The organism is Bacillus sp. XB1 (assembly GCF_053557995.1).
The window spans coordinates 2,060,244-2,083,608 of the sequence record NZ_JBNRIL010000001.1 but is presented as its reverse complement, the minus strand read 5'-3'; the positions used below and the strand labels follow the sequence as shown (position 1 = coordinate 2,083,608).

Genomic DNA, 23,365 nt, shown 5'->3' with positions numbered 1-23,365 from the left:
AAACTACAATCTCTTTTTTGTTTCAATTACTTCCACCAAATCCAAGTCCAAAGGTAATTTCGTACATTTCGAGGAGTAATACGAATGAAGCGCTCACCGTCAAAGAAGCAATTTAAATTTGGAAGTGTTTCATCTGGATTTTCTGAAACAAAGGTGACGATGTTTTCGTTACTTGTAACGGTTACTGTAATTGGTGGGTCGGTAGGTGAGACTTGAAGTTGTAACGAAATATTGGCTGTATTTTTAAAGGGATTATTAACAGGTGGACTTATTACTTGTACTGTGAATAACACGATAATTGTTTCGTTTGGTTCCAAATTAGTAGCGACTAGGAAACCGATATTCGGATTCGCTAGTGGAGAGCGTTCACCGTTAATAAAGACAGTGCCGTTTATAAATTGTAAACCTGCTGGAATAGTATCTTGTAATGAAATATTTGAGAGTGAAATTTTGGAAGTATTCGTAATGCGCACCGTGTAATCAAAATATTGATTTAAATAAGCAGAGCTGACGGAAGCATTTTTCGTGACTGTTGTAGTTATAAATTGAACTGGTATACGAACGATATTTGAATTAACAATGAAAGTAATAATTGGATCCTGTGGTGTCAATTGAAAGGCAGCGGTAACTGTTGCAGAATTTATAATTGTACTGTTTGAAGGAATAGAAGTTACGAGGACTTGAAATGTTATAGTTGCTACTGAATCTGCAGGTAAAGAGCCGATATTAATACCAGTGTCTGGACGAACATTTGGAACGGGAGTACCGTTAATTGTTACGCTGTTTTCTATAAATGTTGTACCAGCTGGAATTGTGTCTATAACAGAAGTGCTGATTGTCGGAATTGGGGAGTGATTAAATACCGCTAATGTGAATGTAATGATATCTCCTATAACGACAATAGATTTGTCAGTTGTTTTTTCAATACGAACCATTGGATCAATGACTGTCGTTGTAACGGTATTTGTTTGCTTTGTAATTGTAATAGGTGGTTTTGTTGGATCAATGATAACGGTATAGGAAACAGAAGCATCATTATTAATTGTAGATTGAAGAGTAGAAGAAGATATTGTCACTTGGAACGTAATAATAACAAATTCATTAGGAGCAAGATTTCCTAACGTAATACCATTTTCAGGATTCTCATTAGGCTGATTGATTCCGTTAATCGTAACACTACCAGCAACAAAAGTCGTATCTATTGGTACGGCGTCTATGGCAAGAAGGTCTTCAATCGTTACATTACCGCTATTCGTAATCGTAATTGTATACGTTAAAGTTTGACCAGGTAAGGCGTTTGTTACATCAGCAGACTTAAAAGCAATGACATTATCATTTTGGACAGTAGTTTTGACAGTATTTGTTGTAGTCGTATTTGTAACAGGTACGTTATTTGGGTTGACTATATAGTTAAAAGTAGTAATTGCGTTGTTGTTTAGTTCATTTGGTGTTGGAATAGAAGTCACAGTTACTTGGAATGAAACGATAGCATCTCCACCAATAGTTATAGTACCAATTGGTATGCCGCTTACTGGATTCACTCCTGGAAGAGTTTCTCCGTTTACAATGACGCTATTTTCTATAAACGTAGTACCTTGAGGAATAATATCTTGAATGATTACATCATTTACTGCAACATTACCGGTTTGATTTAGTGTAATCGTATACGTTAACGTATCACCAACCGTTGCAAATGCAAGGTCAACAGCTTTATTACTATTCAAATTCGCATGATTAATTTCTGTTAAAGCAGCTGATGAAATAATAGTTTCGGTAATAGGTGGTCGATTTGGTACCGTGTATTCATATTCAATTGTACTCGTGTTAGAGATTGGATTTGTTTGTGGAATCGAAGTAACCCGTACTTGGAATAGAATGGTTGCTGTCGTATTAGGCGGAATGTTATCAATTTGTATACCGTTAAGTGGATTGTCATTTGGCCGAGCGTTGCCATTCACGATAACACTATTCTCTATAAAGCTCGTATTTGCTGGGATGATATCTGTAACAATAATGTTTTCTACTTGTATATTCCCATTGTTTGTAATGGAAATAGTGTAAGGGATAATAGTTTGTAGGTCAGCATATTGGATAGGTGTTGTTTTTGTCGCAATTACATTAGCAGAAATAACTTCAGTGAAGGTAATATTGCTAGTGGATATTTGTTCTTCCACGTTTATTGTATAACGAGAAGTTGATTGATTTTGAACATGGCCACTAGCAGGAAGAGCTACGACGGTAACAGAAAATGTGACTGGGATAGAAATATTAGGAGCAATCGTTCCTACAAGTATACCTGCACTTGGGTTGGCATTAAGCTGAGGAATGTTATTTACTAAAACGCTACCATCAATAAAGGTTGTTCCATCAGGTATATTGTCTGTAAATACAACAGTAGTGGCATCCGTATTCCCTGTATTCGTTAAAGTTGTTGTATAAGTTAAAATGTCACCAATTGTTACAGAGGTCAAATCAACAGTTTTAAGTGAAATGATATCAGCATCATTAATTTGAACGAAAGTAGTATTGGAAGTAGTAGATTTTTGAATTGGCGCAAAGTCAGGATTGAAAATAAAGTCGTAAACGATGTTTGCAGTATTAGGTGTTGGATTTACAGCAGGTAAATTCGTAACGGAAACTTGGAATGTTATTGTAGCCATTTGACCTGCTACGACATTAGGAATGGAAAAGCCGATATTCGGATCTGCTGCAGGAAGTACAGTATTGTTAACTATTACACTTCCTGGAATAAATACTGTTCCATCCGCTATAGTATCTGTAAAAAAGATGGAGTTAGTTGTAGTCGATCCATTATTTTGAATGAATACTGTATATTCAATGGTTTCATCAATGTTAGCTAATACAGTATTAGCGGATTTTGTAGCAATAAGAATAGCATCAATAAATTGTATATTTGTACTATTGGAAGAGGTTGTTTCTGAAATTGGTGGTCCGCTTGGGTCTGGTCGATACTCATAGTGAATGACGGCGATATTATTAATGTTATTTTGTGGCGGTATAGAGACTACGCTTACTTGGAACGTAACAATAATCGTATTATTTGGAAGAATTATATCAAGATTAATACCGGTAATTGGATTTTCGTTAGGTCTTGGTACGCCATCTACAAGAATGCTATTTGGAACGAATGTGGTGCCAGAAGCAATTGCGTCAAGTAGGAGAGTATTTGTAATAGGTATTGTACCGGCGTTTGTAACTGCGACTGTATATGTGATGATTTGACCGATACGTGTAATGGATCTGTTAGCGGATTTAATTGCACTAACATTTGCCGTTCGCACTTCAGTATTTACTGCATTTGATAACGATCTACGCTGAATAATTGGAGAACTAGGGTCAATTTGGTATTCGTACGAAGTGTCTGAAATATTAATGACTGTATTGCCCTCTGGTATATTTGTAAGTTGTACTTGGAATGAAATAGTGACTGTTTCATTTGGTTGTATCGTGCCGAGAGTTACTCCGTTTTCAGGATTAGCGCCAGGCTGAGTTACATTATTTATTGCTAAGCTATCTTCAATAAATATAGTACCTTCCGGAATGTTATCAATGAACACGGTATTGTTAGCTGGAACGGTTCCTATATTTTGTAGTGTATTTGTGTAGGTAATAATTTGCCCGATTGATACAAAAGTTACATCCGCGCTTTTAACAGAAATAATATTTGCGTTTTGAAGTGATGTTGTAACAATGTTAGAATTTGCAGAGCGATTTACTGGTGGGGCTGTAGGGATACTTACATATTGGTAAGTTGCTGAAGATTGATTTACAATTTCGGTTTCAGTAGGTGGATTATTTGTTTGCACTTGAAATAGTATCGTTTTGGAACTATTTGCTGGAATTGTTCCAATCGGTATTCCGTTTTCAGGATTTAGACCTGGCTGAAGGACACCGTTAATTGTGACACTATCAGGAACGAATGTAGTCCCAGCTGGGATAGAATCTGTGAAAACAATATTTATTGCGTCAACATTACCGATATTTTTCACTTCAGAAATATAAAGTATAGTTCCGCCAATATCTACAGTTGTTGGATTGGATGTTTTTGTAATTGTCAATTGTGCTTGCACGAAATTTGTAATGACGATATTACTAGTAGATGTTTCAGTAATAGGCGGTTGCCCTGGGTCTGGTTGGATTGTATATGTTGTATTGGATTGATTTGTAATCGATTCTCGCGAGAATGAATCGTTAATAAGAATTTGGAACGAAATAAGGTGAGTATCGTTTGCTGCTAAGGTAGGTAAAGTAACACCTACATTTGGATTGGCACCAAGTATAGTTGTTCCATTAAGTGTAAAACTATTTTCTACGAATGTAGTATCTTGGGGAATCGTATCTGAAAATATGAGATTCGCAGCTGGAATATTTCCGGTATTTTCTAGTGTTATTGTGTAAGTCAAAATATCACCTGTTGTTGCTTGAGGTGCATTGACTGCTTTTAAAGAAAGGATAGTCGCATCCGAAATTTGTGTGAAAGCAGGATTAGACGTAATTGTTCGAGAGATGATAGGAGCAGTTGGATCGGCGATAAAAGTATAGTCAATACGGGCTGTATTAGAAATTGGGTTCACGCTTGGAATAGATTGAACGATAACTTGGAATGTTACAGTGACGTTTTCTGACGGTGCGATGGAGTTTAATGGTATTCCTACGTTAGGATTGGCACCTGGAACGGAAACACTATTAATAGTTACGCTATTCGGAATAAATGCAGTTCCTTCTGGGACCAAATCTGTTAAAGTAACTGTATTTGCAGTAGTATTTCCGTTGTTTTGAACGACTACTGTGTAAGTGATTGTACCGTCAGTAGATTGTACGAGAGAATCTGTACTTTTAATTACGGATAACGATGCATCAACAACAGCTGTATTAACCGTATTAGACGAGGATGTTGCTGTAACAGGAGGTTGACTTGGATCGACAATATACGTGTAACTTGTAAGTGCTTGATTTATAATCGCTCCTTGCGGTGGAATAGAACTTGCAAGAAATTGGAACGTAATAGTAGCGGAATCACCTGGTGCGATAATACCAACTGGAATACCGAGAGTTGGACTTGCATCTGGAAGTGAAATCCCGTTGAGCGTAACACTATTTGGAACAAATAATGCTCCTTCAGGAACTCCGTTAATGAGTAATACAGAGTTTGCAGGGAAGTTTCCAGTATTCGTTAATGATGCTGTATACGTAATTACATCCCCGATAGATACAATTGAACGATTTGCTTGTAAAACAGTTGTAACAGTCGCGTTATTAATTTGTGTTGAAGCGCTATTAGAATTTATCGTGCCTGTAACAGGAGGAGAGGCCGGATCAACGATGAATGCGTATTGAATAGATGCTACGTTTGTAATCGGATTTGAAGGTGGAGTAGATGTAACTATGACTTGGAAAGTAACGGTTAAGGAACTACCTGCGCTAACTGTTCCGATATTCACTCCGTTATTTGGATTTGCGCCTGGAATGGTACTTCCATTTACAGCAAAACTATTTTCAACAAAGGTCGTTCCAGTTGGAACTGGGTCTGAGAAATTTACATTCGTAGCGTTTGTATTGCCGTTATTTTGAATCGAAACTGTATAAGTGATCGTATCTCCAATATTTGCAAAGGCTGTATTAGCAGTTTTTACAGCTGAAAGTATGGCTGTATTAATAGAAGTAACGAAGACATTCGTTTCCACATTGCCAGGCTGAGCCAGTAATGCATTGCCTACGTTATATTGGAAGTTAACAAATCCTAAGTTTTGGAGTTCAGGTGTGAACGTTGTTGGATTACTTACGATTTGTACTTGGAATATGATTGTAACAGTTTGATTTGGATTGATTGTATTTATGCCAACACCGTTAATAATCGAAGCGGATGGTAATGGAGTGCCATCAACAATAACTGATCCTGCAACAAATTGTGTCCACGATGGTAAAGGGTCTGAGAATATAGCGTTGTTAGCAGGAATATTGCCTGTGTTCGTAATAGTCGTTGTATACGTAATCGTATCACCAATCGTTGCAAAAGTTTTATCTCCTATTTTAATAGTATTTAAAATAGCACTTTCAATTTTGGTTGTCACGTTGTTAGAAATAATATTTTTTGAAACTGGAGGATTAGCTGGATTAACGATATGTTGAAAGCTAACGCTAGCTTGATTAGTAAGTGGATTTATAGGCGGAATTTCATTTGCGATAATGTGAAATGCTACGATGACAGATTCGTTTGGCGCGATATCACCGATTGGAACGCCTGTAATGATGTCTGCATTTGGGATGCTAGTTCCGTTCAGTGTAAAGCTATTCGGTTCAAAGGAAGTTCCGTCTGGAATAAGATCGGTAAAAATAACATTCGTTGCACTAACATTTCCGCCATTTGTAATTGTAACGGTGTAGGTAATATCCTGCCCGATATCTACCGTTGATACATTTGAATTTTTTTGTGCAGTAAGGATAGCGCTATTAATTTGTGTTGTCGTTGTATTAGATTGATTGGAAGTTGTAATAGGTGGCTGGCTAGGGTCAACGACATAATGATATGTGGTAGAAGCAGAATTAGAAATAGAAATAGGATTAAGTGTTGGAAGTGTAATAACAGTTGCTTGGAATGTAACGATTGCCGTATTACCACCATTAATGGAACCAATATTTACACCAGTTGATAAATCGGCGTTTGGAATGGTTTGCCCATTAGCTGTGAAACTATTTGGAACGAAACTTAAATTGCTATCAAGAATATCGATAATAGTTACATCAGTTGCGGTCACATTCCCGGTATTAGGAAGGTTAAGTGTAAATGTTATTGTATTACCAATGTCCGCAAAAGTAAGATTTGCTGTTTTTGTGGTAATAATAGTTGCGTTGTTTATTTGAAGAAGTGTAGTGTTGGAAGTAGCTGCACTCGATGCCGGCGGATTACTTGGATTAACAGTAAACTCATACGTGGTTGATGCTGTATTTGGTGCAGGGTTACTAGGAGGAATGCTGTTCACTGTAACTTGAAAGACGATACTATATATTTCATTTGGTGGAAGTGTTGCAAGTAATACACCTGTATTTGGATTCGCGTTAGGTTGTAAAACACCATCGACAGTTAATGTGTTAGGAACAAATGTGAGTCCACTTGGTAATGCATCTGTGAATACAATATTAGTTGCATCGGTATTGCCTATATTGGTAATAGAAGTAGTATAAAAAGCAGTTTGCCCGATATCTGCAAAGGATACACTTTCATTTTTCGTCATAGATAATATGGCTTCTTTAATCTGTGTTGAAACAGGATTACTAATTGAAGTTTCTGAGTCAGGTGGTGAGACTAATTGATACGATGTTGATGAGAAATTTACAATTGGGTTTTCGGTTGGTAATGATGTAACAGTAACTTGGAACGAAACTGTTACTGTAGTCCCGGCTGTTATTATCCCAATATTCACACCGTTCGATGGATCCGCCTCACTTTGAGGAACTCCATTAATAGAAAATGTGTTTGCAATAAATGTAGTTCCACTTGGCACGGTATCTGTGAATATAACATTTTGTGCAGATGAGTTTCCATTGTTTGTTAAAGCGACAGTATAAGTGAGTGTGTCTCCAATACGACTAAAGGATTTATCGACTTGTTTTAATGAAAGAATGGTAGCTGTATTAATCGTAGTAAACACTGTGTTTGAAGTAACGTTTCTTGAAACAATAGGTGCATTGGGATCAGCAATAAATGTGTAAGAAGCAGTAGCGGAATTGGCAATAGGATTTTGAACAGGGGTAGAAGTAGCGGTAACTTGAAATGCTATAGATATTGAGCTGTTAGGAGCAATTGATCCAATCGTTATGCCTGTATTAGGATTCAATCCAATTTGTGTGAGTCCATTTATTGTAACGCTATCAGTAATAAATGTTGTACCATTTGGTATAAGATCCGTGAAAGTAATATTCGTTGCATTTGTATTACCGTTATTCGTTAAAATTGTCGTATAGGTTATGGTATCGCCTAGTGTTACAAGGGTTTGATCGACCGATTTTACCATCGTTATCATAGCATTTAATACAGGGTTTGTAGCAATATTCGTTGAAGTAGAGGTAGTAGCAAGAGCGCTGTTTGGATTAACAGTATAAGAATATAAAATTGTGTCATTACCCATAATTGAACTGGAAGGGGGAACAGAAATAACATTTACTTGGAAAGTAACAGTTACTGTTTCACCAGGAGCGATATTTGGTATGTTTACTCCAAGTGCTGGTTGCGCACTAGACTGCTGAACGCCATTTATTGTGACTGAATTTGGTATAAAGGTAGTGCTAGCTGGAATAGCGCTTGTGAAAGTAATATTCGTTGCGGCTGTATTTCCGGTATTTGTAATAGTAGTTGTATACGTAATCGTATCTCCAACTGAAACGATAGATTTATCAGCACTTTTTTTGGTTGTTAAAATTGCGCTATTGATAGTTGTCGAAACTGCATTAGATACATTTGTTTGTGATACGGCAGGTTGGCTAGGATCGACCACATGTGCAAATTGTACAGAGCTAGAATTAGAAATTGGATTTATACTTGGAATGTTTGTAACAAGTACGTTAAGAGTAATCACGGCCGTTCCATTTGGGTTTATATTTCCAATCTGAATTCCGTTAGCTGGATTTCCGATTTGCTGTGTACCAGAATCGTTTGTAAGAGTGCCAGATATGAATGTCGTTCCATCAGGTAAAGTATCCGTAAAAATTATATTTTGTGAAGTGACATTTCCAGGGTTACTTAATGTAATTGTATAAGAAATTGTATCGCCAATTGTTGCGAAAGTTTTATTTACAGATTTGATTGCCACAATTTCCCCAGAATTTATTTGTGTCGAAACTGGATTGGACGTCGTACTTCTTGAAACGAGTGGTAAGTTTGGACCTGTCATAAATTGATAATTAATGGAAGCGCTGTTTACAACCGGTGAGTTTGGTCCGCCTGGTCCAATTGTGAAAATTGGATTTGGAATGCTAACTACTTGCACACGGAAGGTAACGTTTATAAAATCTCCAGCAATAATATCCCCAATCGGTATCCCATTCGCTGGATTTACTCCAGGCAATAAAACTCCGCCTACTCGAACGCTATCTTCTATAAATACTGTGTTATTTGGAATCGGATCTGTAAAAATGATATTCGTAGCAGTTGCGTTTCCTATATTATCCAATAAAACAGTATACGTTAAAAAGGAATTTCCAGGTGCTACGTCAGAAAATAGTCGATCTACACTTTTCGTTGCTTGAATAATCGCTTCGTTAATTTGAACTAAAGTTGGATTACTTGTAGCTGTTTCTGTCACCGGCGGCTGGGTAGGATCAATAATGATCGAGTATGTTGTGCTAGATTGGTTCAAAGTTGGGTTTGTAGCTGGTATTGAGCCAACGATAGCTTGAAAGCTAATTGTTGTCGTTCCTCCAACTGGAATTGAGTCTAAAGAGATTCCGCTATCTGGTCTAAATCCAAGTTGTGGGATTGTATTAATTTGTACGCTATCAGGAACGAATGAAAGTTCAGGTGGTAATATATCGATAAAAACAGGTGTGTTTGCTGAAGTATTTCCGCTATTGGTGAGGATAGTTGTATACGTAATTGTATCTCCAACAGCAGCAAAAGCACTGCTTGCAGTTTTTGTTGCGATAACGGAAGCAGTATTTACTTGTGTAAAAGTTTTATTAGATTGAACTGTTCGTGAAACTGGCGGTTCATTTATATCTACAATAAAGCTATATTGAAGCGATGATTTGTTCGGGATTGGATTCGGGTTTGGAAGTGTTGTAATGTTTACTTGAAAACTGAGTGTAGCAGATGCATTTGAATTCAAGTTACCAATATTGATACCGTTTTGTGGATTTGCATTAGTAATAGTTGTTCCATTTACCGTAAAACTATTTGGAATAAACGTTGTACCATTTGGAATTACATCTGTAAAAATAACATTGTTTGCGGTAGTATTACCGGAATTAGTAATGGTAGAAGTGAAAGTAAGTGTATCTCCAATAGTAGCGAATGTTGAATTGACAGTTTTATTTATAGAAAGAGTAGCATCAATAATTGGAGTAACCGTTGTATTCGTAATTGTACTATTGACAGCAGGTGATTGGTTGGGATTCACGGTATATTCATAATTTACAAGAGCATTATTTGTTAATGTGCCACTAGGTGGTATCGCTAAAATTTGTGCTTGAAAAGTAATAAATACAGTATCCCCTGGCGAAATATCTGCCAAGTGAATACCAAGTGATGGATCTAATCCTGGTTGTGGGACATTATTGATCGTTACGGAGTTTTGGATAAATGAAGCTCCTGCACCAAGCCCATCCGTTAAAACAGTCGCACTAGCAGGAGTATTACCTGTATTTGTTACTGCAATCGTATAGGTAACGATATCGCCAATTGCAGCTGTCGGTGTATTCACAGACTTAGTAGCGACAATAGTAGCGTTATTAATTTGAGTTGTTATTACGTTACTTAACGTATTGGCGGATGATGGAGGTAAGTTAGGATCTACGACGTACTGGTACGTTGTATTGCTTTGGTTCGGGAGTGGATTTGGATTCGGGATAGAATTTACTTGTACTTGGAACGAGATGAGCGTATTTGCATTCGGATTTATTGGATCAATGGCAATTCCACTTGCTGGATTTACATTAGGCAGTGTATTCCCGTTTACAGTAACACTATTAGCAATAAATGATGTCCCGTTTGGAATTACATCTGTAAATATTACATTTGATGCAAGTGTGTTCCCGTTATTCGTTAAAGTAGTCGTGTACGTAATAATATCATTTACGTTAGCAAACTGTTTATCTGCAGATTTAGTAGCGGCAATTGAGGCGTTATTAATAGTTGTCTGTACAGTGTTAGAAGCAACCATCTGCATCACAGCAGGTTTGGATGGATCATACGTATATTGGAATGTTGTGCCTGATTGATTTGTAATTGGATTTACAGCAGGGATAGTTGGTACAAAAACTTGGAATGCAACGGTGCGTGATGAATTCGCTCCTATTGTACCAATTGAAATGCCGGTAGCAGGATTTGCGTTAGCTACAGGGACATTATTAATCGTTACAGTATTAGGAATGAAGAGGGTACCAGCTGGAATGATATCTGTAAACGTTACATTAGCAGCAGGGATATTCCCGTTATTTGTTAAAATAGTCGCATATAGTATGACATCACCAACATCAGCGAAGTTTGTACTCGTTAGTTTTGTAGCAACGATATTAGCAGTATTAATTTGTGTAGTTACTATATTACTAGCAGCGTTTCTAACAAGAGCAGGTAAATTTGGATCAGCGATAAAGCTATATTGAAGTGAAGCGCTGTTTTGAATTGGGTTTGGTGAAGGTAGCCCATTTGCACTTATTTGAAAAACAATCGTTGTAAAACCACCTGAAGGAATGGAGCCGACTTGAAGACCGGTACTAGGGTCTGCACCTAGTTGTAAAGCACCACCTATAAAAATACTATTTGGTACGATTGTGGTGCCATTAGGGATTATATCGGTAACAATAACATTATTTGCTATAGTATTTCCAAGATTAGCTAAATAAATTGTATATGTGATTGGTTGCCCGACATCGGCGATAGTTAAATCTACTTCTTTGACAATCACTACATTTGCTAAATTAATTTGTGTACTTACAGTGTTACTTACAGATGTTTCTACAGTTGGTGGATCGCCCGGATTTAAAATAAAGCTATACTGTGTACTAGATGAATTTAATGTTGGATTTTGTGTTGGTAAAGAGGTGACGGTTACTTGATAAGAGACGGTAAGTGAACCGTTAGCAGCAATGGAAGGTAGCGGAACACCTATATTTGGATCTGCGTTATTTTGGAGTACACCATTAATAAGAAAAGTGTTTGGAATAAAGGTAGTACCGTCTGGATTCGTATCTACGAAAGTAGGACTATCAGCAGAAACACTTCCTGCATTCGTCAAAGTAACAGTATAAGTTAATATATCCCCTACGGTAGCGAACGCTCGATCCACTGTTTTGGCTGAAATGACATTTGCATCGTTTACTTGAGTAAATGTAGTGGTTGAAGTAGTGTTCTTACTTACAGGTGAAGCGTTTGGATCAACAATAAAGTTATAGGAGATGGAAGCGCTATTTGAAATAGGGTTTGGATTTGGAATGCTAGTTATTATTACTTGGAATGAAGCTGTAATTGTAGTATTAGCATTGATGCTACCAATATTGATGCTAGTTGGTGTAACGCCTGGTTGAGTAACACCGTTAACTATAACGCTATTTGGTACAAAGGCGGTTCCATTCGCAATTGAATCGGATAGTAATACACTGTTCGCTGCAACATTCCCATCGTTAGTAAGAGCGAAGGTGTAAGTTAATACATCGCCAACTTCCGCAAACGTTTTATCTACAGATTTATTAGCATGGAGATTTGCTAGTCTAATTGTTGATGTAACAGAATTAGAATTTGCTGTCTTTGAAGTCGGTGGCAAATTTGGATTTACAGTATATAGATAAGAAGCGAAGGCATTGTTAATGATAGGATTTTGGGTCGTAATATTGATGGCTGTTACTTGGAAAGAAAGGGTAAAAGTAGCCCCGCCAGGAATTGTGCCGATAGGTAAAGCGACGAGAGAATCTACATTTTGCAAAACTCCGTTTAGTGTTACAGTACCAGGAGTTAATATCGTTCCATTTGGAAGTGGGTCTGTTAGTTGAACGTTAGTAGCGGCCGTATTTCCACTGTTTGTAATAAGGATTGTATAACTTATCGTTTCGCCAATTGTGGCAAATTGTTTGTTAGTTGATTTTGTTAATGTTACATTCGCATTGTTAATTTGAGTGGAAACGAGATTAGAAGAAATGTTTTTTGTAACGGGTGATTGGCTAGGGTTGACGGTATATTGATAAGAAGCACTTGATCCGTTAGATACGACATTTGACGCGGGTATTGTATTTACTACTACTTGAAATGCAACATTTTTTGTTGTGCCGCTTGGGATGGATCCAATATTCACACCGTTAGCGGGATTTGCGCCCACTTGTGTCGTGCCATCTATTGTTAAACTGTTTAGAACGAAAGTTGTTCCAGTAGGGATGACATCTGTAAAAATAACATTGTTCGCATTTGTATTACCTGTAGCTGTAAAGGAAACGGTGTACGTTAGTGTATCACCAATATCTGCAAAATTTTTATCTACTGCTTTCGTCATTGTTACAGTAGCATTATTCACTTGAGTGGAGACAATATTTGTCTTATCAGTCCCACTTACTGCTGGTTGATTAGGTACAGGAATGTATTGATATGTTGTTGTTCCACTATTTAATATTGGGTTTGTTTGAGGGATAGAAGGAACGAGTACTTGGAATGAAATAGTAGTAGTGGAATTTGCGGCAATTGACCCAATTGATATACCATTAGCGGGATTTGCTCCAGCTTGAGTAACTCCGTTCACAGTTACACTCCCTGGAATGAAAGTAGTCCCGCTAGGAATCGGATCCGTATATATCACATTCGTTGCAGCGATATTTCCTATATTAGCTAAGGCAATACTGTAAGTTAATGTTTCACCAATATCGGTAAAAAGTTTGTTAACTGATTTTGTTCCATTAATATCTGCGAGGTTAATTTGTGTTCCAGCAGAGTTGCTTGTTGCAAGACCATTAAAAGTTGTTCCTCCGGCGATTGGTGTATATTGAAATGTAATATTAGCAGTGTTAGAGATAGGATTTTGACTTGGAAGAGAAACGACAGTAGCTTGAAAAGTTACTGTACGAGAAGCACCATTATTAATTGTTCCAAGAGATATACCAGCTGCAGGATTAGCATTTGTTTGTGGTACGTTATCTACTGTTACAGTGCCGGGTATAAAAGAAGTACCGCTAGGGAGACTATCTATAAAAATAGCGTTATTGGCAGGAAGAAGCCCGGTGTTAGGGATAGTAACTGTATAAGTGAGAATATCTCCAATTGCAGCAACACTTTTATTCACGCTTTTCGTCGCTTGTATATTTGGTGAGTTTATATTAATTTGTAAGCCTACTGTATTTAACATATATGCGTCTCCGTTAGTAGTTAAACGGATTGCGGCGGATACTTGTGAGTTTGTTAAATAAGGAGAAATATCAATGGAAGTAATGTCCCAGCCCTGTCTTCCTGCGGAGATGTTTGTACTTGTAGAAGCACTTTGATTTCGCGTTCCAAATGTCCCTGTTGTATCTAAGTTTCCTGCAGCATTATTAACTTGAGAACCGAAGAAATTATTTATAGCATTGTTTGGTCCAGATAAAGCATTTAATGAACTGAAATTTGGTCCAAATAAAGCTTGATCCCCGGTTAAATCTGCATCTCCTTCGGTAGAACTTAAAAATAATCTCCCGCTTACTGGTCCTCCTGAAGGTGTTAAAAATCCAGAAACAGATACATCGGCACTACCAGTTTCTGCAGAAACACGGTTACCAGCTACATAAATGGTTAAGTTTCTTGCAGGTAATGTCCCGTTTTGATAAGCGACAATGAGTGTCCATCCGGCCGAGTTAATGGATCCATTTGAAGCATCTAAAGGATCAACAAGTCCAGGGACAGCTCCTGTAGTATAAGAACCAGAACCTCCAGCTTGAATAAGAGTTGTTACGTCTGCTGAACGAGTATAAAAGCCAAATGTAATAGAGTTTGAAACGAACGTTTGATTTGAAGCTGTAACAGCTGAAGGAGTAATTGAGTATGTTGAAACGGGTGTTGTAAATGAAACGGGATTACCTAGAACACTCGTAATGTTTTGATCACGAGATAAATAGTTTCCACCCCAAACGAGTTCTGCGTAAAGAATAGTGCTACCAGCAGGGATATTTAAAATAGCGGTAGAACTATTTTGTGTATAGGTTAACGTTGTACCTGCGGGAAAAGTAGGTACTTGTAAAGCGGTATTCGTAGTTATAAACGCACCAATTGCCCCGATTGTACCAGCACGGTTTTGATTACTAATTTTACTTAATCCTAAAGTATTACCTGTAATAGCGAGTGCGCCGTTAGTGGTGGTAGAAAATCGATTTGTAATGGGCATGTTGTCACCTCATTTCCAATATAGTCTTGGTCAAAATAGGATATGTGTGTGATAAATAAATGGAAACATGTACAAGTTGATTTGATAATAATGATTTAAATGTCTAGATAAGGGGATGGAGTATGATTGAATTGGAAATTAGAGTGGAGCGTCTTAGGGAAGCAAAAACAGGGAATATTGTATCATTATCTTCTTATATTGGGTGGGATTATAACAGAGAAGAAATTGAGACTATTTTTAACGCAGGGAATGTATACGGTGTTTGGAATGAGAGAGAGGAACTAATTGCTAGCGCGGCAATAATATTATATGGGGAGAAATTAGCGTCTATCGGAATGGTGATTGTACATCCAGATTATAAGGGGAGAGGGATTGGAAAGATAATAACGGAAGCGTGCGTTAAAAGCGTATCAGCTCATACTCCAATTATGCTTATTGCTACGGATGAAGGGAAACCTTTATATGAAAAGTTAGGATTTAGGGCAGTAAGTTATGTTTCTAAATACATATGTAACTCATACAATGCGAAAGATTATTGTGTAAGAAATGAAGATTATGTGATGAATTATGAAGAGGGTGATTTAGAAAAAATAATAAAAATAGATGAATATGCGTTTGGAACAAATAGAAAAGAGTTTTTAAAGAAAAGAATTATGCAAAGTGAACAGTGTATCGTTGTAAGGGACAAGGAACAAAATGTATTAGGTTACGGTTTAAGCATACAAACACCAGAAAATAAGATAATAGGGCCGGTTGTTGCTAAAAATGATGAGATGGCAATGAGAATTGTACATGATTTAGCAAGAGGGCATAATGGAAAATTAAGAATGGATGTACCAGAAGGAAAGAACGATTTCATGAAAGAATTAGAGGTTGCTGGTTTTAAAAAAGTGAATACACCACCAATTATGATGAAAAATAGTAATCGGTTATTAAAAAGAAATAGTGAACTATATAGTATTGCAGCGCAAATTTTTGGATAAAAAAGAATCCTTTTAAATGAAGGATTCTTTTTTGAGCCAATTTAATCACGATATTGGTCATGAGTTGGCTGAAAGAGGTCTTCCTCGATATCTCGCACCATAGAAAAATGATCAACGTTATAATGACCGTGTAAAGTTTTATTGTGATGACCAATAATTTGTTCTGCAGACAATACGTTAGAATCAGTTGTTGAATGACCGTTTTTAATTAATGTAACGTCAAATCCTTGTACAGTTGCTGTCCTAACGGCAGTGTCAATGCAATGTTCTGTTTTACATCCGCCTATAACAATATGATTAATGTTTTCTTCTTTTAAAAGTTCAAGTAAAGAAGTACCGTAGAATGAATTGGTTGCTGCTTTATTAATAAAGATTGCAGACTGGGGTACTTGAATTTGATTATGTACTTCAAATCCTTCGCCACTACCAGAAGCAACATCGATATCTCTTACGAAAACAATAAGAGCATTTGAATCTATTGCTTTCTGGAGGGCTATATTTAGTGTAGATAATAGCTCGGTTTTACGAAAAACTTCATTTTCTTGCTCATTTCCATCAATTAATTCTTGCTGAGCGTCGATAATTAATAGTGCTTGTTTCATCGTGTCTCCCCTTTAATATGAAATAAGTTCCACTGTACATATTCCTTCAGATTGTTAGAAAATCCTCCATTGTAAGAGAAGTAGAAGATTGATTTACAAAGTTGTCAAAGAAATTTCATTCTCATAGCGTGTAAAAACATGTATGATAGGAGATGGAGAATTTTTGAGTAGGTGGGAATAACATGCAAACAGTAGAAGATTATCTTTCATTCTTACATACGAAAGGATTTAAATTATCAGAGGAAGCACAAGGGTTTATTATGTTTGGACAAGGATATACTGGTGCGTCTGATGGGATTGTGAACGCAGCAATAGAAGCGACAATTAAACATCAATTGCAGTTTGATGGTAGTTATTTCGTTGCGTTATTAGAACGATTGAAAGAGGAAGAAATTACAGATAAAAAAAGCGCTAAGGCTTTTATGCGGAAGTTACAAGCGTAACTTCACGCAGCCTGCGCTTCTTTTTTTGTTTTGGAAGGTAATTCAACAAAAATCATGCCTAGAAAAATACATAGACATCCGATAATAGCAGAAATAGAAAGTTGTTCATTTGCAACGAGAACGCCTGTTAATGCAGCAAAAACGGGCTCCATTGCGAAAATAATTGCTACTCTCGTTGGAGAAGTGTGTTTTTGTGCCGATGTTTGAATGAAAAAAGCAATAGATGTTGCAAACAGGGCAGTTAGAAAGAGTGCGAATAAAAAGGATTGATTCGTCCATAGTGATACTGAAAATAACTTTTCCCAATCTTCAAACAAGAAAGCGCAAATAGAAGAAAATATACCAACAGCTAATACTTGAGATGTGCTTAATAATAAAGGTGATATTTTTTTAGAAAAGAAGCCGTTAATAAGAATATGGGCAGCGAAAGCGACTGCACAACCGAGAACAAGTATATCTCCTATATTTAATTGGAAAGAATCAGCAGCTGTTAATAAGTACAAACCTGTTGTAGCTACAGCAATACCAAGTACGATGAAAATGGTGGCTTTTTGTTTTAAAAAGATAAAGGATAAGATTGGGACCATAACAATGCTTAGCCCAGTTAAGAAACCTGCTTTTGAAGAAGTTGTATAGAGTAAGCCAAATGTTTGTAATAAATAGCCGACAAATAAGAAGAACCCAACTATTAATCCAGCTAAACTACTATGTTTTAATTCTTGTTTTGAAGTTTTCTGTGAGAAAATAATTTGAACGAATAATAAAATAATTCCAGCGAATAAAAAACGAATACCATTAAACGTAAATGGACCAACGAAAGACATAGCGTTTTGAACGACAACAAACGTAGCTCCCCAAATAAAAGAGACAAATAATAAAGCAAGAGGAGCAATCCACTCTCTTTTCACACTCATACCCCCGTTAATTTTGTAAGATAGCTTTTCTAGCTAATTCATCAGCTACTTTATTTTGACTACTTGGAATCCACTTAATAAAAAAGAGATCGAAGTTTTTTATGTACTGCAGTGCTTCATCTAAAAGAGGTGCAAATATTTTATTTTTTGCGTATTCTTTTTCAACAGCCCGTTCGACAAGCTGGGAATCTGTACGAAAAGAGACAGTGCTATAATTATGCTCGATGCAATATTTTAATGCTAGAAGTAAAGCGCGGTATTCTGCTTCATGATTGGACATTGTTCCAAGTGGTACTGATAATTGTACAGGCGGCTGAACGCCTTTAATAAACACTCCTGCACCAGAAGGACCAGGATTTCCTTTTGATGCACCATCAATATATACTTCAATCAAAATGAGAAACCTCCAAATTATAAGATTATCCCCTACTTAAATATTTTTTTGAAGTAGGGGATAGGGTAGTTATCCGATTGTGATGCTGTAACGACATGTAAATGTTTCATTCGCTTGTAAAGATTGAATTCCCTTTTTGTCCTTGAAATCTTTTGCTGGATTTACTTCATCAGCGATTCCATACCAAGGTTCAATACATAAGAAAGGTGCGTTATCCCCTGGTGTCCATACGCCGACAAATGGAAATCCATCAAATTCTACTTTTACAAATTTATTATGTTTATGAGAACGAATCGAAATTTCATTCGTATTCATATGTTCAAAAATAAGTGCATCATTTTTGAATAAATCGTATGTAAGTGGCAATTCAGTCGTATTTTCAGCGATTAATTGCTTTTTGTTTGAAAGATAAGGTCCTTCTAATACGCTTGTTTCTAAGCGTTCCGAACCATTAAACGATAAGTGATAATCTGTAAATGATTCACCGTCCAATAAAGGGAAGTTGAATCCAGGATGTGCGCCGATTGAGAAGAACATTTCTTTAGAAGTAGGATTGTTTACTTCATATGTTACATGAACACTTTGTCCATCTAGCTCATAAGAAACGAGTAATTCGAATTCGTATGGGTATTTTTTTAATGTTTCTTCATTACTAGTAACGATATAAGTGATCTTTGTTTCGCTTTGTTCTTTCACAGAGAAAGTAAGATCACGAGCGAAACCGTGTTGTGTTAATGAATATGGTTTACCGTCTACGTAGTATGTATTATCTACTAATCGACCAACAATTGGGAACAAAATTGGTGCACGGCGTCCCCAATAAGTAGAATCACCTTGCCATAAATATTCTATGTTGTCTTCTTTTAAGCGAACGCTCTGTAATTCTGCACCTTTGTCAGAAATGGAAACGATCACTTTTTCATTTTGAATTGTTGCTGTCATGAAGTGAAACCTCCTAAATCTTTCATATGTTTCATTATACGTTGTCTAAAAGGAAAAAGGTAGTTTATGATAGGAAATCTATTGACGAAAGAGGGGCTACCACGTAAAATATAATCTTGTTGCTTAAAAAACGAATAACGTGGTTCGAAACCATCCCACGTAAAAAAACTAAGGAGATTTTGTCATGAATATTAGAACATTAGTCGGTAATGGTATTTTAGCGGCATTATATATTGCTGTTTCTATGCTTATTCAGCCATTTGGCTTTACGAATGTACAGTTTCGTATTTCAGAGATGTTTAATCATCTCGTTGTATTTAACAAGAAAGCAATTTACGGAATTGTATTAGGTGTATTTTTAACGAATCTCTTTTTCTCACCTATGATCGCTTATGATTTAGTATTTGGAGTAGGGCAATCTATTCTTGCATTAGTTGCAACGATTATTTCTATGCGATTTATTAAAGGTGTTTGGGCTCGTATGATTTTTAATACAGTTATCTTTACGATTACAATGTTTATGATTGCAATTGAACTTCATCTTGCATTTGACCTACCATTTATGTGGACTTGGTTAACATGTGCAGCAGGTGAATTCGTAGTAATGGCGATCGGTATGCCTGTAATGTACTGGATTAATAAGCGAGTACAATTTGAAAGATTTATGTAATAGATGAAAGAGCTATTCCTTATATAGGATGGCTCTTTTTGTATGTGATTATATTGAATATAATACTGTGACTCTTGATAAAATATAATAAAATAAAGTGAGGCTTCAATTAGCCGGATAAATAAGAAGTCTTACATAAGGGGAATGTAGTATGAAATATAAAATTCATTGGTTGTATAAAACGAAGCGCGGATTGCAGACGGAATTAACGACAGAGTATATGAACATAGAAGAAGTACTTCAATTTGCAGAGGATTTTGAGAAAACAGGAAGAGTAAAAGAAATTTCATTTTATGATGAAATGGACGCAGAATGGTCATTAAAAGAGATGAAAAAGTTAAGTAAGCAAGTAGAGGAAGATCCCCAAGAAATACTCGTTTATTTTGATGGGGGATATGATGTGCAAACGAAAGAAGCTGGCGTTGGTATATGTGTGTATTATAAAAAAGGAAATACAAACTACCGGATTCGCCGCAATGCATATATAGAAGGTATATATGATAATAATGAAGCGGAATATGCATCGTTACTATACGGTATGAATATACTCGAGGAATTAGGGGTTAAGTATGAAGCAGTCACACTTCACGGTGATTCTCAAGTTGTACTGCAGCAATTAGCCGGAGAATGGCCTTGTTATGATGAGCATTTAAACCATTATTTAGATCAAATCGAACAAAAGGCGAAGCAAATGAAATTAAAACTTATATGTGAACCAATATCTAGAAAACAAAATAAAGAAGCACATCAATTAGCTACGCAAGCATTGGAAGGAACAGTTATTGATAGTCATAAAGAAATAACTGAATAGAGAGGTGCAAAGGTGGATAAAAAGCAACTCATTACAGAGGTAAATGACTTATTAGAAACGTATTGTGAAGGATGTTTCTTGCGAGAACATAATCGAAAGACAAATAGTAAATATTATGCCCATTCATTTTGTATACGGCAATGTACAGTTGGAGAAACATTGAAAAAGTATGGAGAACAGTTGTCATGAAAAAACATCCAGAGAAAATTCTCTGGATGTTTTTTAGTGTCTTGCTTCGTTTAGTTGATGCTCACATTTATTTAATTTCTTTTCCTCATTCATTAAAAATGGCTCATCTAAATCAGTTGCAACAGATTTCATAATTTCAAGCTGAGAGCGAGCTGCTTCTACAGCAGTAGTAGCATGCTCTAATGTATCTGGATCCATTGAAATTGTTGCTGATCCTACCATTTTTTGTGCTGTTTCTACACGGAATTTCACTTCTTCAAAATCATTTACTTCTGATCCCATTAATAATTCCTCCTTTGTATAGTGCGCATTTCACATAGTTTTTGCTCTGTAAAACGGAAATATACAAAGGAATAACAAAGGAGGTTACCAAGTAAGGCAACCTCCTGTTATATGTTGGATTAAAGTTTTACTACGTTAGCAGCTTGAGGTCCGCGGTTACCTTCAGTAATGTCGAAAGATACTTCTTGACCTTCTTCTAAAGCTTTGTAGCCGTCTCCTTGAATAGCAGAGAAATGTACGAATACATCGTCAGCGCCTTCCATTTCGATAAATCCAAAACCTTTTTCGTTGTTAAACCATTTTACTTTTCCTTGCATGTTACAATTCCTCCTAAAAGCGTTTACTATTTTCATTTAGTGAAATTCATTTTAAAAAATAATATAAACTAAAAATGCTATATTCTTGAATATTCTGCTAAATGATTAATTTAAATATACACGAATTGGGAGAAATTAGTCAAGTAAGCGATTTTATTTTTTTGTATTTTTAAATAATTTTCCAGTCAAATTTTTAAATAGGTATAGGACAGGCCTTGTACGTAATATTCTTAATTGAATGCTATACATAATGAGGTGAAAGAATGAATAAGTCTTGCTTATTAGATAATGAAGGAATGAGAACGAGAACCGACATACCGGATTGGGTTGCAAAAGAATTTGAGATTTTTTCAAATGTTGTGTTAGAACCAACTTTTCCATGTTATTTCGGTTTAACAGCTTTGAAAAAGAATGAACTTCGTTATTCATTTCTTTCTCATAATGATTGGAGTCATTTGCCGCATACAATGTTATCTTTTTTAGAGTTAATGAAAGAGAGACCGATTGTAAGAAGGGGCTTTTTCCTTTTTGTAGAACCGGAATGTGAAGAACAATCACTCGAATATTACCGTGATTCTTTTTGGAAAGTGTTACAGTATTTACATGAAAACGATAATCAAGCATGGCCAAAGCAAATTCCTGAAGACCCAGACCATTATTTATGGGAATTTTCATTTGGTGGTGAGCCAATATTCGCATTTGGAAATGCGCCAGCTTATAAACAACGAAAAACTAGACATTTAGGGAATTCTCTCGTTATTGGGTTTCAGCCACGCACTATTTTTGATGGATTAGAGGGAGATCGTCCTAAAGGAGCATATTCAAGACAAATGGTCCGTGAGCGAGTTGAAAAGTGGGATCAATTGCCGAAACATCCTAACATTAGTCATTATGGTGACCCAGAGCATCGTGAATGGAAACAATATTTCATAGGAGACGATGTAGAGCCAATAAAAGGGAAATGTCCTTTTCTTCATAGGATAGAAAAGTAAGAGCCATCATCTAGATGGCTCTTTTGTATATTTTGGATAAAAAAGGGTATTTTATTATGAAAGCTAGTCTATTTTTTAAAATTACATCATTAACTAGTAGTAAAGAGAGTAGAAAGGATAGAGCGATGATTGGAGCAATTATACAGCAAATCGTATTAGGTATATCATTAGCTGCGCCAGTAGGGCCGATTAATATTGAAATGTTAAAACGAGGAATTGAACGTGGTTTTTGGCACGCTTGGGTTGTTGGAATTGGTGGAATGACTGCAGATGTTTTATTTATGCTTCTCATTTATTTCGGTTTATCTTCTGTGTTTATGTATACATATGTACAAGCCTTCATGTATTGCACGGGTTTTTTCTTGTTATTTTATTTAGGATTTCAAAGTGTAAAACAAGGAATTTTCGAATCGAATATGGAATATAAAAAAGAAGAGGTAGGTGGCCTTAAGCAATCGTTTATGGCAGGATTTTTAATTGCGATATCCAATCCATTAAATCTTGTTTTTTGGTTTGGTATATACGGAAGTACACTTAGCTCATTACTTACGAAGGTAACGAAACAAGAAGCTTTTTTGTACAGTCTTTGCATTATTGTTGGTATTATTTTATGGAATTTAAATATTGCTTTTTCTGTACATTTTGGAAGAACTTTATTAAAACCAAAAGCGCTTGGCTACATAACAGCCGGAGCAGGTATTATTTTAGTAGGTTACTCTATACATTTTGCATACAAAGCTTTACAGTTGTTCACATAAGAT

General features: G+C 36.2%; 14 protein-coding genes and 1 riboswitch. Of the genes, 7 read left to right on the top strand and 7 right to left on the bottom strand.

All coding sequences use genetic code 11. From position 1 onward, the window contains the following. Positions 1-26 precede the first annotated feature (26 nt). A complete protein-coding gene (locus ACK1U5_RS10555; protein WP_448814820.1) occupies positions 27-15,065 on the bottom strand; it encodes a cell surface protein in 15,039 nt (5,012 codons plus the stop codon). Between the two features lie 122 nt (positions 15,066-15,187). Here ACK1U5_RS10555 and ACK1U5_RS10550 point away from each other — a divergent pair, with 122 nt between their 5' ends. Further along, the gene (locus ACK1U5_RS10550; RefSeq protein WP_000571012.1) at positions 15,188-16,048 is read left to right on the top strand and encodes a GNAT family N-acetyltransferase; all 861 of its coding nucleotides are present in this window, start codon (positions 15,188-15,190) and stop codon (positions 16,046-16,048) included. Between the two features lie 41 nt (positions 16,049-16,089). Here the strand turns inward: ACK1U5_RS10550 and ACK1U5_RS10545 are convergent, their stop codons facing one another. After that, positions 16,090-16,650 carry a cysteine hydrolase family protein gene (locus tag ACK1U5_RS10545; RefSeq protein ID WP_000806320.1) on the bottom strand — a complete coding sequence of 187 codons (561 nt, stop codon included), beginning with the start codon at positions 16,648-16,650 and terminating at the stop codon, positions 16,090-16,092. Between the two features lie 182 nt (positions 16,651-16,832). Between ACK1U5_RS10545 and ACK1U5_RS10540 the strand changes: the two genes are divergently transcribed. After that, positions 16,833-17,093, top strand: a complete 261-nt coding sequence (locus ACK1U5_RS10540; protein ID WP_001195212.1) for a DUF6123 family protein — start codon at positions 16,833-16,835, stop codon at positions 17,091-17,093. A gap of 2 nt (positions 17,094-17,095) precedes the next feature. Here ACK1U5_RS10540 and ACK1U5_RS10535 read toward each other — a convergent pair whose 3' ends face one another. From ACK1U5_RS10535 to ACK1U5_RS10525, 3 genes are all read right to left on the bottom strand, one after another. Beyond that, a complete protein-coding gene (locus ACK1U5_RS10535; protein WP_069605151.1) occupies positions 17,096-18,001 on the bottom strand; it encodes a DMT family transporter in 906 nt (301 codons plus the stop codon). Between the two features lie 13 nt (positions 18,002-18,014). Continuing rightward, the gene (locus tag ACK1U5_RS10530; protein ID WP_000573880.1) at positions 18,015-18,401 is read right to left on the bottom strand and encodes a reverse transcriptase-like protein; all 387 of its coding nucleotides are present in this window, start codon (positions 18,399-18,401) and stop codon (positions 18,015-18,017) included. A gap of 69 nt (positions 18,402-18,470) precedes the next feature. Then, the gene (locus ACK1U5_RS10525; protein WP_000127397.1) at positions 18,471-19,343 is read right to left on the bottom strand and encodes an aldose 1-epimerase family protein; all 873 of its coding nucleotides are present in this window, start codon (positions 19,341-19,343) and stop codon (positions 18,471-18,473) included. A gap of 133 nt (positions 19,344-19,476) precedes the next feature. Then, positions 19,477-19,521: riboswitch (PreQ1 riboswitch) on the top strand. A gap of 6 nt (positions 19,522-19,527) precedes the next feature. On the opposite strand from ACK1U5_RS10525, the gene ACK1U5_RS10520 reads away from it, so the two are divergent. The 3 genes from ACK1U5_RS10520 to ACK1U5_RS10510 all read left to right on the top strand — a co-directional run bounded on the left by ACK1U5_RS10520 (position 19,528) and on the right by ACK1U5_RS10510 (position 21,013). After that, entirely contained in the window at positions 19,528-20,013 is a 486-nt protein-coding gene (locus tag ACK1U5_RS10520) for a QueT transporter family protein (RefSeq protein WP_001026471.1), read from the top strand. Positions 20,014-20,164: 151 nt separating this feature from the next. Next, positions 20,165-20,824, top strand: a complete 660-nt coding sequence (locus tag ACK1U5_RS10515) for a ribonuclease H family protein (protein WP_000875555.1) — start codon at positions 20,165-20,167, stop codon at positions 20,822-20,824. A gap of 12 nt (positions 20,825-20,836) precedes the next feature. Beyond that, a complete protein-coding gene (locus tag ACK1U5_RS10510) occupies positions 20,837-21,013 on the top strand; it encodes a zinc-finger domain-containing protein (protein WP_000358801.1) in 177 nt (58 codons plus the stop codon). 33 nt (positions 21,014-21,046) lie between these two features. On the opposite strand, the gene ACK1U5_RS10505 is transcribed toward ACK1U5_RS10510, so the two are convergent. Beyond that, the gene (locus ACK1U5_RS10505) at positions 21,047-21,295 is read right to left on the bottom strand and encodes a DUF2564 family protein (protein ID WP_000534392.1); all 249 of its coding nucleotides are present in this window, start codon (positions 21,293-21,295) and stop codon (positions 21,047-21,049) included. A gap of 119 nt (positions 21,296-21,414) precedes the next feature. Beyond that, positions 21,415-21,612, bottom strand: coding sequence for a cold shock-like protein CspB (gene cspB, locus ACK1U5_RS10500; RefSeq protein WP_001161731.1), 198 nt, complete (start codon positions 21,610-21,612; stop codon positions 21,415-21,417). A 263-nt stretch (positions 21,613-21,875) separates the two neighbouring features. Here cspB and ACK1U5_RS10495 point away from each other — a divergent pair, with 263 nt between their 5' ends. Both ACK1U5_RS10495 and ACK1U5_RS10490 read left to right on the top strand, forming a co-directional pair. Next, positions 21,876-22,604, top strand: a complete 729-nt coding sequence (locus ACK1U5_RS10495; protein ID WP_061655912.1) for a YqcI/YcgG family protein — start codon at positions 21,876-21,878, stop codon at positions 22,602-22,604. A gap of 14 nt (positions 22,605-22,618) precedes the next feature. Further along, positions 22,619-23,362, top strand: a complete 744-nt coding sequence (locus tag ACK1U5_RS10490) for a LysE family transporter (RefSeq protein ID WP_001196839.1) — start codon at positions 22,619-22,621, stop codon at positions 23,360-23,362. Positions 23,363-23,365 lie beyond the last annotated feature (3 nt).